This is a genomic window from Pseudomonas sp. GW822-FHT04C11 (assembly GCF_058800905.1).
Window position 1 is genome coordinate 234,116 of sequence record NZ_JBXAMS010000008.1, and the last position, 12,963, is coordinate 247,078.

8 protein-coding genes are annotated in these 12,963 nt (G+C 59.2%); 6 read left to right on the plus strand and 2 right to left on the minus strand.

Features of this window, described 5'->3' with window-relative positions:
- The first annotated feature begins 5 nt into the window (after positions 1 to 5).
- Together AC1RJ3_RS15885 and AC1RJ3_RS15890 are read left to right on the plus strand one after the other, a co-directional pair.
- On the plus strand, positions 6 to 3,137 hold the full coding sequence (locus AC1RJ3_RS15885; protein WP_493079460.1) for a multidrug efflux RND transporter permease subunit: 3,132 nt from the start codon (positions 6 to 8) through the stop codon (positions 3,135 to 3,137).
- Between the two features lie 3 nt (positions 3,138 to 3,140).
- Positions 3,141 to 4,550, plus strand: a complete 1,410-nt coding sequence (locus tag AC1RJ3_RS15890) for an efflux transporter outer membrane subunit (RefSeq protein ID WP_493079461.1) — start codon at positions 3,141 to 3,143, stop codon at positions 4,548 to 4,550.
- Between the two features lie 100 nt (positions 4,551 to 4,650).
- Here AC1RJ3_RS15890 and AC1RJ3_RS15895 read toward each other — a convergent pair whose 3' ends face one another.
- The gene (locus AC1RJ3_RS15895; protein ID WP_493079462.1) at positions 4,651 to 5,217 is read right to left on the minus strand and encodes a TetR/AcrR family transcriptional regulator; all 567 of its coding nucleotides are present in this window, start codon (positions 5,215 to 5,217) and stop codon (positions 4,651 to 4,653) included.
- Between the two features lie 590 nt (positions 5,218 to 5,807).
- Here AC1RJ3_RS15895 and AC1RJ3_RS15900 point away from each other — a divergent pair.
- On the plus strand, positions 5,808 to 7,919 hold the full coding sequence (locus AC1RJ3_RS15900) for a 3-hydroxyacyl-CoA dehydrogenase NAD-binding domain-containing protein (protein ID WP_493079463.1): 2,112 nt from the start codon (positions 5,808 to 5,810) through the stop codon (positions 7,917 to 7,919).
- A gap of 156 nt (positions 7,920 to 8,075) precedes the next feature.
- Positions 8,076 to 8,858, plus strand: coding sequence for an SDR family NAD(P)-dependent oxidoreductase (locus AC1RJ3_RS15905; RefSeq protein WP_493079464.1), 783 nt, complete (start codon positions 8,076 to 8,078; stop codon positions 8,856 to 8,858).
- A 20-nt stretch (positions 8,859 to 8,878) separates the two neighbouring features.
- Here AC1RJ3_RS15905 and AC1RJ3_RS15910 read toward each other — a convergent pair whose 3' ends face one another.
- Positions 8,879 to 9,460: a TetR/AcrR family transcriptional regulator gene (locus AC1RJ3_RS15910; RefSeq protein ID WP_177474721.1), complete on the minus strand. Its 582-nt coding sequence runs from the start codon at positions 9,458 to 9,460 to the stop codon at positions 8,879 to 8,881.
- 404 nt (positions 9,461 to 9,864) lie between these two features.
- Between AC1RJ3_RS15910 and AC1RJ3_RS15915 the strand changes: the two genes are divergently transcribed.
- A complete protein-coding gene (locus AC1RJ3_RS15915; protein ID WP_103318874.1) occupies positions 9,865 to 11,289 on the plus strand; it encodes a DUF1329 domain-containing protein in 1,425 nt (474 codons plus the stop codon).
- A gap of 21 nt (positions 11,290 to 11,310) precedes the next feature.
- A complete protein-coding gene (locus AC1RJ3_RS15920; RefSeq protein ID WP_493079465.1) occupies positions 11,311 to 12,957 on the plus strand; it encodes a DUF1302 domain-containing protein in 1,647 nt (548 codons plus the stop codon).
- Positions 12,958 to 12,963 lie beyond the last annotated feature (6 nt).

Below are 12,963 nucleotides of genomic sequence, written 5' to 3' on the forward strand. Positions count from 1 at the left end.
TTCCGATGTCTCAGTTTTTCATCAAGCGCCCGAACTTTGCCTGGGTGATGGCGTTGTTCATCTCTCTGGCCGGTCTGCTGGTCATCCCGATGCTGCCGGTGGCGCAGTATCCCAACGTTGCCCCGCCGCAAATCAAGGTGACGGCGACCTATCCCGGTGCCTCTGCGAAAGTGCTGGTGGACTCGGTCACCAGCGTGATCGAGGAGTCGCTCAATGGTGCCAAGAACCTGCTGTATTTCGAGTCGACCAACAACTCCAACGGCATCGCCGAGATTGCTGTTACGTTCCAGCCCGGCACTGATCCGCAGCTCGCCCAGGTTGACGTGCAAAACCGCCTGAAAAAGGCCGAAGCACGCATGCCCCAAGCCGTGCTCACCCAAGGGCTGGAGGTGGAACAGACCAGCGCCGGTTTCCTGCTGATCTATGCGCTCAACTACAAGGAAGGCACCCAGCACAGCGATACGACCGCTCTGGGTGACTATGCCGCGCGCAACATCAACAACGAACTGCGCCGGGTACCCGGCGTCGGCAAGCTGCAATTCTTCTCTTCTGAAGCTGCCATGCGCATCTGGATCGACCCGCAGAAACTGGTGGGTTACGGGCTGTCTATTGATGACGTGAGTACAGCCATCCGCGGGCAAAACGTGCAGGTGCCGGCCGGCAGCTTCGGCAGTACGCCGACCAGCAGCCAGCAGGAACTGACTGCCACGCTGGCGGTGAAAGGTACTCTGGATAATCCGGAAGAATTCGCACGCATCGTTCTGCGCGCCAACGAGGACGGCTCGACGGTCAAACTGGCGGATGTCGCTCGCGTGGAAGTCGGCCAGGAGAGTTACAACTTCAACTCGCGTCTGAACGGCAGACCGGCGGTGGCGGCGGCGATCCAGTTGTCCCCCGGCGCCAACGCGATCCAGACCGCGACGGCAGTCAAGGAACGCCTGGCCGAACTGTCGGCCTACTTCCCGGACGACGTGGAATATTCCGTACCCTATGACACTTCGCGTTTCGTCGATGTCGCTATCGAGAAGGTGATCCATACCTTGATCGAGGCGATGGTGCTGGTATTCCTCGTGATGTTCCTGTTCTTGCAGAACATCCGCTACACGTTGATCCCGTCGATTGTGGTGCCGGTGTGTCTGCTGGGCACACTGCTGATGATGTACCTGCTGGGCTTCTCGGTGAACATGATGACCATGTTCGGCATGGTGCTCGCGATCGGCATTCTGGTGGACGACGCCATCGTAGTAGTGGAGAACGTTGAACGGATCATGGCCGAGGAGGGGCTGTCTCCGGTCGACGCCACAGTCAAAGCGATGGGGCAAGTATCGGGAGCGATCATCGGCATCACCTTGGTGCTGTCGGCGGTGTTCATGCCACTGGCGTTCATGTCCGGCTCGGTGGGTGTGATCTACCAACAGTTCTCGGTGTCGCTGGCGGTATCGATTCTGTTCTCGGGCTTCCTGGCGCTGACGTTCACTCCGGCGCTGTGTGCCACGCTGCTCAAGCCGATTCCTCAGGGACACCATGAGAAACGCGGTTTCTTCGGCGCCTTCAACCGTGGCTTTGCCCGGCTCACCGAGCGTTACTCGATCCTGAACAACGGGCTGGTGTCGCGTGCCGGCCGGATGATGTTGGTGTACGTGGGCATTATCGCGATGCTCGGTTACTTCTATCTGCGCTTGCCGGAGTCGTTTGTGCCCGTGGAGGACCAAGGCTACATGATCGTCGACGTCCAGTTGCCGCCGGGCGCGACCCGTACTCGTACCGAAGCCACCGGTGAACAACTGGAGCGGTATCTCGCCTCCCGTGAGGCGGTCAAGTCGACTTTTCTGGTATCAGGCTTCAGCTTTTCCGGGATGGGCGACAACGCGGCGCTGGCATTCCCGGTGTTCAAGGATTGGTCGCTGCGTGGCGAAGATCAATCGGCCATGGCGGAAGTCATGGCGCTGAACGAGCAATTTGCCGTGACCAACGACGGCGCAGTGATGGCGGTGCCTCCGCCACCGATTGATGGCCTGGGGAACTCCGGTGGTTTTGCGCTTCGCCTGCAGGATCGCGCCGGCCTGGGCCGCGAAGCATTGATCGCAGCCCGCGACCAGTTGCTCGGGCAGGCCAATGGCAACCCGAAAATCCTCTACGCAATGATGGAAGGCCTGGCCGAGTCGCCGCAATTGCGGGTGGTGATCGACCGTGACAAGGCCCGCACCCTGGGTGTGAGTTTCGAGTCGATCAGCAGTGCATTATCAGCCGCATTCGGTTCGGAGGTGATCAACGACTTCACCAACGCCGGCCGTCAGCAGCGTGTGGTGGTGCAGGCTGAGCAGGGCGACCGGATGACCCCGGAAAGCGTACTCAAACTGTACGTGCATAACAGTGCGGGCGATCTGGTGCCGCTCAGCGCCTTCGTCACCACCCACTGGGAGGAAGGGCCGGTGCAAGTGGTGCGCTATAACGGCTATCCGACGATCCGTATCGTTGGTGATGCGGCACCCGGTTTCAGTACTGGTCAGGCGATGGCAGAAATGGAGCGAATCGCCGCGCAGTTGCCGGCGGGTTTTAGCTACGAATGGACCGGTCTGTCCTATCAGGAAAAGGTCTCCAGTGGCCAGGCGACGCAACTGTTCGCGCTCGCCATCCTCGTGGTGTTCCTGTTGCTGGTGGCGCTCTACGAGAGCTGGGCGATTCCGTTGACGGTGATGCTGATTGTTCCAATCGGCGCGATTGGTGCGGTACTTGCGGTCATGGTCGTCGGGCTGCCCAACGACGTGTACTTCAAGGTTGGCCTGATCACCATCATCGGTCTGGCGGCGAAGAACGCGATTCTCATCGTCGAGTTCGCCAAAGAGCTCTGGGAGAAGGGTTACAGCCTACGCGACGCAGCCATTGAGGCCGCACGCCTGCGCTTCCGACCGATTGTCATGACCTCCATGGCTTTCATTCTCGGTGTGGTGCCGCTGGCGTTGGCAACCGGTGCGGGCGCGGCGAGCCAGCGTGCAATTGGTACTGGCGTGATCGGCGGCATGCTCAGCGCGACTTTGCTGGGTGTGCTGTTCGTACCGATCTGTTTTGTCTGGGTGCTGTCGATGCTGCGCAGTAAACCGGCCCCCATTGAACAACCCGCTTTGACTCAGGAGTGACTCATGCGTATTTCAGCTTTTTCTACGCTGGTGATCGCCATGCTGCTGGGCGGTTGTTCGCTGGCGCCCACTTATGAGCGGCCCGTCGCGCCGGTTGCAGACAACTGGACGAGTGAGTCCGCCGAGCGCGGCAGTCCGATCAAACAACTGGTGTGGCAGACGTTTATCGTCGATCCCGACTTGCGCCGCCTGGTGGTGATCGCTCTGGACAACAACCGCTCACTGCGCCAGACGCTTCTGGATATCGAGCAAGCCCGGGCGCAATACCGCATCCAGCGGGCCGACCGGGTACCGGGGTTGAATGCCCGCGCAGCGGGCAATCGCCAGCGCTTGCCGGCGGACCTGGCTAGTGACGGCCGGGCGGGGGTTGCCAGCAGCTATCAGGTCGGTTTGTCGCTGCCCGAATACGAGCTGGACCTGTTTGGCCGGGTGAAGAGCCTCAGTGACTCAGCATTGCAAGAGTACCTGGCCACCGAAGAAGCCGCACGCGCGGCGCAGATCGCACTGATCGCCGAAGTCAGCCAGGCTTATCTGGTTCACGATGGCGCCCAGCGTCGCCTGGATCTGACGCAACAAACCCTGATCAGCCGCGAGTACTCGTTTGTCCTGATCAGCCAGCGCCGCTCGAACGGTACAGCGACCGCGCTGGATTACCAGGAAGCACTGGGACTGGTGGAGCAATCGCGCGCAGAACAGGAAAGTAATCTGCGGCAGAAACAACAGGCTTTTAACGCGCTGGTTCTGTTGCTCGGCACCAAAGATGCGGCGAAGTCGATTCCCGAACGGTTGCAGAAGGAGCCGATGCTGGTTCAAGACATCGCGCCTGACACCACGTCGACGCTGATCGAACGCCGACCGGACATTCTCGCCGCCGAGCATCGTCTGCAGGCACGCAATGCCGACATTGGCGCTGCACGTGCGGCGTTCTTTCCGCGCATCAGTCTGACGGGGAGCTTCGGCACTTCCAGCGCGCAAATGTCCGGCTTGTTCGACGGTGGCTCACGGTCCTGGAGTTTTGTGCCGAACCTGTCGCTGCCGTTGTTTGATGCCGGCCGCAACAGTGCAGGGCTGAGTCTGGCCGAAGCCCGCAAGGACTCGGCCGTGGCGGCGTATGAGGGCGCGATTCAAACGGCGTTTCGCGAGGTCGCCGATGCACTGGCCGCTACCGACACCTTGCGCCGGGAGGAGGCGGCTCGGCGCGCATTGGCGAATACCAGCAGCGAGACACTGAAACTGGCCAAGGCCCGTTATGAAGGTGGCATCGACAGTCACCTGCGTTACCTCGATGCCCAGCGCACCAGCTTCGTCAACGAGACGGCCTTTATCGAGGTCAGCACTCAGCGGCAGATTGCCTTGGTCGATCTGTTCCGTTCGCTGGGCGGGGGATGGTCACCGCAAGCAAGCGTCAGATAAATCCTGGCAAGAGCTCCTTTGGGTTGGCGCATCCAACCTTTTTTTAGCCCCGTAGACCGATAGGTCACGGGGTTTTTTTTGCAGGAGAGCAGGGTGGGGGTTATTGGGGACGTGCTGCACCGGCAGCGCCATGCAGGAACATCTGTTCCAGCACATTGGCCGAGTTGGCACTGGCCGCGCGCCCACGGCGCTCGGCATCGACCATGCCGAAGATCATGGTCAGGAACAGTTCGGTGAAGACCGCTGCGGTGACATCGATGCGGAAGGCACCCAATTGCTGGCCGCGCAGAAAGAATGCATCAAGGGCATCGGCATAAGATTGCCAACGGTCGCCCTCACCATTTACCGGGAAGGTGTCGGGGCGATATTGAAAGAGCAGGAAAACCAGCATTTCACGATGCGCCAAATGCTCATTGATCAAACTACGCAGCGCCTGCACCGGCTCGCCGTGCAACAGGTCGGTCGTGGTGGTGATCTGGTTCAGCACCGTCTCACCGTGGCTTTCCATCATCTGCACCAAGTTGTCACGGGTGCCGCAGAAGCGGTGCAGGGTGGCCTTGCTCACTCCAGCGGCTTCAGCCAGTTCCTTGAGCGTCGCCCGAGGGCGATCAACGATGGCCAGAGCCAACGCCTTGATGAGTCTTTCGTCTTGGGGAGTCAGGGACATCAGGAAGTCTCGGATCAAATTTCAATGGCAAGCATTGTGCCGGAAAAGCTCATTGCTTCAACGAAAACGACAAAACAGGAGGAAAATACTTCATTTGAGACATTATTCGCTCACCGAACTCATGAGCAAAACGTTGGCCTTGTTTCTAACCTGTCACACCTCACAGTCACAGGGATACAGACGCTCTTGAGTGTCATGATCTGCACAATCTATGGCGTGATCTGCCAAGCTTTTGCATCTGCCGGTGCCCAGAATCGAAGCTCCCAATAACAAAAGACGCTGCATTCGGCTTCAGCCGAATGACGGAGGTTTTCGATGCGCCCATTCCTTTTTTCGTGCCTGGCCATGGCGTTTATGTCTCTCGCCGTTTACTCCATCTATTCCTTCTACTCACTGGGTTCATTTGGCGCCTTTGGTTCAGCGGTTTCGGGCCGCGTCGCCAGCTCTCAGTCGAATTATCCAGTTGCCAGCATCGGCGAAGTCTTCAGAAATTTTTGACGACCAGAGGCCAACGAGCGCACTTGCGCTTGCTCTGCGCCGGCAATCAGCCCTTTTTTTGAAGTCCTGTTAACGCAACTTAAGGATCCCCAATGTGCGACCTGATCCACTACCGTCTCGAAGACGGTTTGGCCCTGATCGGCCTGGACTGTCCGCCGGTCAACGCACTCGGCCAATCTCTGCGCGCCGCCATCATTGACGCCTGCGAACGCGCTGCTGCTGACATCAGCGTGCAGGCCATTATTCTCTATGGTGAGCACGGCCTGTTTAGCGTCGGCGCCGATATTATGGAATTCGGCACCGATGCCTGTTTTGCTGAGCCGGACCTGCCTAGCACGCTGGTACGCCTGACCGAGATCCACAAACCACTGATTGCTGCGATTGGTACGCTGGCGCTGGGTGGCGCCCTGGAGCTGGCCCTAGCCTGTGGATACCGGATGGGTGAGCCGGGCACTCGAGTTGGTTTGTCGGAAATAAACCTGGGCCTGTTACCCGGCGCTGGCGGGACCCAGCGCCTGCCAAGGCTTATCGGCGCTGAATCGGCACTGAATCTGATTCTTTCGGGTGAACAGATAGACGCCGAACGCGCTCGCATGTTGGGAATCCTCGACCGCATTGCCACCAGTGCCGAGCAGTTGCTGGATGAGGCGCGCGCTTATGCCAGGGAGCTTATCGACTGCTACGCCCCAGCGCGGCCGGCAGAGGCCTGGCCGAAGCCGGCTGAGGACTTGCCGGACGATTTCCTCGCTCGCTATCGTGCCGAACATGAACCTCGCTGGAATAGCCGTCTGGCCCCGCGCCTGGTGCTCTCTGCGCTGGAAGCCGCCTGCCTGCTGCCACTGGAGGAGGGGCTGGCCCGAGAGTTGACACTATTCAAGCAGGCCGAAGCTTCCCGTCAGTCGAAAGCGCTTCGCCATGTGTTCTTCGCTGAGCGCGAGGCCGGACGCATTCCTGGCATCGAGGCCGACATTACGCTGCGTAAGATCGACAAGGTTGCGATAGTCGGAGCCGGTACCATGGGTGGTGGCATTGCCATGAACTTCGCCAACGCTGGTATCCCTGTAGCCTTGCTTGAACTCAAGGGTGATGCGCTGGATCACGGCCTGATGCAGATCCGCAAGAACTACGAGATCAGCGTCAGGCGTGGAAAGATGACCGCCGAACAACTGGAACAACGGATGGATCTGCTGTTTGGCACCCTTGACTACGAGGACCTGACTGACGCCGACCTGGTGATCGAGGCGGTGTTCGAAAAGATGGAGGTCAAGCAGCAGGTGTTCCGCAACCTCGAAAGGGTTTGCAAACCGGGCGCCATCCTCGCTACCAATACTTCGTCACTCGATGTCGATGCCATTGCGGCAACCGTCTCCCGCCCGCAGGATGTGATTGGCCTGCATTTCTTCAGTCCGGCCAATGTCATGCGCCTGCTAGAAGTAGTCCGCGGCAAGGCCACCGCGCCAGACGTGTTGGCTACCACCATGAGGATTGCCAAGCGTATCGGCAAACTGCCGGTGATCTCCGGTGTCTGCTTTGGTTTCATCGGCAATCGCATGCTCGAACCTTATGCCCGAGAAGCCCATCGTCTGCTGCTGGAGGGCGCCACACCGGCGCAGGTGGACGGAGTGCTCACCGCGCTAGACCTGAACATGGGAATCTTCAGCATGCTGGACCTTGCCGGCATCGACGTGAGTTTCCTGATACGTGACTCGAATCGCGCGGCCATTGCCCATGATGAAAGCTATTGCCGCCTCGCAGAGGAGCTCTATGCCCTGGGGCGATACGGCCAGAAGACCGGGCGAGGTTTCTACCTCTATGAAGGGCGCAACCGTAAGGACGACCACGAGGTCGTCGTGCTGGCGGAATGCCTTGCCGACGAGCTGGATGTTCCCCGACGGCCCATTGACGATCAGGAAATCCATGACCGCTGCCTGTTCATGTTGATCAACGAAGGTATCCAGTTGCTGGACGAAGGTATCGCCCTGCGCGCCAGCGACATCGATCTGGTCTGGATCAACGGCTACGGCTTTCCCGCCCATCTTGGCGGTCCGATGCACTACGCCGAACAGCTAGGACTGGGCAAGGTGCTTTCCGGCATCCGGCACTATCGCCACGTGCTCGGTGAATACGGCGAGATGTGGTTCCGGCCGGCGGATCTGCTGGAACGTCTGGTCGCTGCTGGCAGAACCCGCATCGAACTAATCTGAAAAATTCCTCTTTCTCCGGGGAAAGGCCAGTCATGAGGGTGACCACGCATCAACCTCATCCTGGCCCGACCCCGGAGGAAGAGGGCCTACCTGCCTGTAAAACACGCTATGCATTGTCAGCGGAAGACGTGCCGCCATTCTTTTCGAGGTGTATTGATGAGTCACGATTTCGCCCAGAATTTTTCCCTTGCCGACCGAACAGTGCTGATCACCGGCGCCTCCAGCGGCATCGGTGCACACCTGGCGCGGGTTGCCGCTCGTGCCGGTGCTCGCGTGGTACTGGCTGCGCGGCGTGTCGAGCGGCTTAGGCAAGTGGCCAAGGACATCGAGTGGGAAAGTGGCCAGGCACTGTCGGTCGCCCTCGACGTCACCGATCGTGCCAGCGTCGAGGCGGCCTTCGACGCCGCCGAGGCGCATTTTGGCGTGGTCGACGTGGTACTCAACAACGCCGGGATCGGTAGCGGCCAGCGTCCGCTGGAGATCAGCGAAGAGGAGTGGCGCGCCATGCTGTCGACCAACCTGGACGGTGTCTGGCGCGTTGCCCAGGTCGCCGCGCAACGGTTGGTCAAGGCCGGGCGTGGCGGCAGCGTCGTCAACATCGCTTCGATACTCGGAGTACGCGTCAGCACCGGTTACAGCCACTACTGCGCCGCCAAGGCCGGTGTGGTGCAACTGACCAAGTCGCTGGCGCTGGAACTCGCGCGCTACAGGATCCGTGTCAACGCCATAGCCCCGGGCTACTTCAAGACAGAGATGAATGATGCCTTTTTCGAGGGCGACAAGGGCAACAGCTACATTCGCGAGCAGGTTCCCATGCGTCGATTAGGCGAGCTGTACGAGCTGGAGGGGCCGTTTCTGCTGCTTGCTAGCGATGCCGGTGCGTTCATGACCGGTAGCGTCCTGGCGGTGGATGGAGGACACCTGGTCAGCAGCATGTAAAGATCGTGCCTGGCCAGGACTCAGTGACTGGCCACCAACAGGGCCAGCGCAGTGCAGGCCGTCTCGGTTTCTGCCTTAAGGCGTTCCAGGTCGCCATGGGCGAACCATGCGATGGTCAGACCGTCGACCAAGTGGATGAGCAAGCGACTGGAAGCCTTCAGCACGGGGGCTTCGAGCTCCGCACCGATGGCGCGCTCCAAGGCTTGCTCAGTCGCCTCTATGGCAACTGCGTATATCTTGCTCGCCATCCCGGGGTCGTTACGCATGGCCCAGAAGAAAAGCTCGGTTTGCGCCTTGGCTTCCTCAGGATTTTCGGTAAACCACGTAATCAGTTGACGAAGCACTTCAGCGGCCGTTTCAGCAGCTGTAGTCCCCGCAGGCACGTGCGCCAAGGCTTGATGGGGCAGGTTGAAAAGAGACTCGTAGACCGCGTAGAAGAGGTCGTTTTTGGTATGGAACACGTAATGCAACGAGGCCAACGGGCAGCCGGCAGCCGACGCGATGCGCCGGGTGGTTGCATTGGCGACTCCGTGTTCGGCAATGACCTTGACCGTCGCTTCGACGAAATCCTGCCTGCGTAATTCAGCGCCCATTCTGGCCATAGATCAGCAATCTCCAATATTTCTGACGCCCCGTCTCTGCTGTGGGCGGTGTCAACGCTAGCGGATGCTACAGCAACGCTACAGAGAGCGTCAGAGGCTCTCGTACGTCCTGAGACCGTTGCACCTTAATGGTAACGCCTGTTTCGTTAATTCCCGGTTTGGTGCGTTCCGACGAAACACTTGGATACGTTTTGGCGGGAGCATCTCGCGCCCAACCCTCCCGATATCATCTCAATTGATTGATAAGAAACGACTATTTCCAACACCTCGAATCTTGGCACTCGCCTTGCTTTGGTCGAATGACTTGGTCATTTGATCAAGTCAGTTGATTAGGTTAGCGCAGGCACCGTGTTACCGCTTTCAAAACGGGCACGTTGCCGATCAAGGCCCACGAGGATCCTCCAATGAACAAAGTGATTGAGCGCCCAGACACCGATGTTTCTACGGGTGTCGGGATCAGACATCTGATCGCGGCCATCGCCGCATCGGCTTTTATCTGTACTGGGCAGGCGGCAGAAAAGGATCCTGCGTTGCTCGGAACCCAATTGACCCCACTGGGAGGCGAGGTCGCGGCGAGCGCCGATGGTGTCATTCCGGCCTGGACACCACCAGGCCCACAGGGTGCCGGCTGGAGTCATGGCCAAGTGCGCGGGCAGCAATGGAAGTTCAAGGACGACAAACCGCTGTTCAGAATCGATTCGGGCAACGTCGCGAAATACGCCAGCAAGCTTTCACCTGGCCAGGTGGAAATGTTCAAAAAGATTCCGGGTTACCGGATGGATGTGTACCCGACGCGTCGCAGTTGTGGCGTACCCGATTTCGTTGCAGAAAACACCAAAAAGAACGTCGGTTTCGCCAAGCTCGACGGCGACGGCCTGGCGCTGCAGGAAGCCTACGTGCCCGGCATTCCGTTTCCGTTTCCGACCTCGGGTGCCGAGGTCATGTGGAACATGAAAATGCGCTACCGCGGCGTCGGCTTCGATATGTCGAAAACCGTCTCCGGGATTTCGCCACGCAAGGGCAGTGAAGACTGGCTACGAACCTCCACCGACTGGTTCATGTACACGCCATGGGGAGTGAAGGGCAGCGCGCTGTTTTCCTCATTCGATCGCCTCGAAGTCGCGACCTACTTCAGCTACTCCGACCCCGCAGCCCTTGCCGGGCAGGCCGGGGTGGTGACTACCAAGGCTGGCGAGCAAGCCACCACGTTCTATTACTTCCCGGGCCAGCGCCGGGTACGTCGTATGCCGGCGTACTCCTACGACGCACCGCAAATCGGTCTGGACAATCAATACACCATCGATGAGTCCAACGTGTTCTTCGGCCCGATGGATCGCTTCGACTGGAAGCTGGTCGGCAAGCAGGAAATGCTCGTGCCCTACAACTCGTTCGGCGCCTACGACAACTCGGCGAAGATCGATGATGTGGCCAAGCGCGACTTCATCGCCCCCGAGTCGCGCCGCTATGAAATGCACCGTGTCTGGGTGGTCGAGGCCACCGTCCGCCAAGGCATGCGCCATCAGGCGCCGAAGCGCCTGTTCTACATCGACGAGGACAGTTGGAACGCGCTGATGGCGGTGGACTACGACAAACAAGGGCAAATCTGGAAAGTCCGCGAGGGTTACACGATCCCGGTATACGAGACCGGCACCTGCGACATGGAAGCCCAGGCGCAATACAACCTCGTTGATGGTCGCTACCTGTACGACATGACCTCCATTGGAACCGGCAAGAACGACCATCGCTGGCTGACCGATAGCGCCAACAACCCTCGTCTGAAACGCGACTTCTACACCTCAGACAATCTGCGTGCCACCAGCGAACGCTAACTGCGGCTTCCGGGAACAGACATGAAAAAAATAATCAGTAAAACCTCTGGTCTTGTCATCGCGTGTGCAACTCCTTTTGCAATGGCGTTCACCTTTGAAGCCGACAACGTCCACGGATCGTTCGATTCCACCATCGCCGTGGGCATGGGGCTGCGCACCGAATCGCGGGACTGCAACCTGATCACCAGTGGCGCCAGTGGGCACAACCCACCCAACGGGTGCCTCTCGCCCAGTGCCGGCATCGGTGATCAGGGCGACTTGAATTACGACAAGGGTGATCTGTTCACCAACTACATAAAGGGTACGCATGAGCTGATTCTGAAGTTCCCCGAGGACTACACCTTCATGGCGCGTGGCAGCTGGATCCGTGACTTCGCCGCGACCGACACCAGCGGCGCGTTATCAGCCAATACACCTGCGGGAGTGGGGAGCGATGGCCTCACCAGCAGCGCTCGGGACGATCTCGAATTCAAGGCGCGTCTGCTGGATCTGTGGGTCAGCAAGAGCTTCGATGTCGGTGATCAGCGCGTTCGGGCTCGCCTGGGTAACCAGGTGATTAACTGGGGTGAGAGTCTGTTCGTGGTGGGTGGCATCAACAACACCAACGCTTACGACTACCAGGCCCTCGCACGTCCTGGTGTGCAACTCAAGGAAGCCGTGTTGCCCGCCCCGATGCTCAGTCTCGCTTCGGGTCTGGGATCCGGCGTGAACGTTGAAGCCTACTGGCAGTTTGGATGGAACAAGAGCGAATTACCGCCTGTGGGCAGTTACTGGTCAACTACCAACTCGCTAGGCAAAGGCATGAAGGCCTATGGGGCCGACGAAAAGGATGCACGCGATAGCGGCCAATGGGGTGTCTCGCTGCGTTGGCAACCGGATGGCACCGATCTCAATCTCGGCCTTTACGTGATGCGCTATCACGAAAAGCTGCCGTCCCTGACTCTGCAGGTGCTGGACCCGGACACCTTCGCTTTGGCGCAAAAGTGGGTATATCCGGAAGACCGTATGCTCTACGGCATCAGCGCCAATATGCCGATGGGGGACTGGGCTGTTGGCACGGAGTTGTCCTACCGTCCCAAGGATGCTGTGCCACTCAACCCGGTTATCGATGCCTGTGCCAGTAATGGCGGAAAATGCTGGAAGGACGAGAAAAAATTCCAGTGGCACCTGACTGGCATATACAGCGTCACACCCTCCAACTCCCCGACACTGCTCGACTTCACAGGTGCCAGTACGGGCACTCTACTGTCCGAGTTGGTGGTCGTGAAATATCCCGGCCTGCATGACAACGTCAACGGTGAATTGATCTCCGCTGGTTTGAACAACTGGCAACTGGATCCGGCGACGCCGCCGACGGCCAAGGGCGATAAAACCTCATCGGGCATTAATGTCGATTTCAGTCTCACCTATGACGGGACATTGATTCCTGGTTGGCAGGTCACGCCAGGCATCTTCTATTCGCGATCACTGGGCGGGCGGACACCAAATCTGGCTGCAACCTTTACCGAGGATGCCAGCAGCATGAACCTGTATCTGAATTTCGTGCGTAACCCTGCGAGTTGGCAGGTTTCCGCCAACTACGCGAAGTTCATGGGCGGCAAGACTCCCTACGACCAATTGCTGCGCGATCGCGACTACGTCGGTCTTGTGGTTTCCCGAACCCTGTGAGGCGCG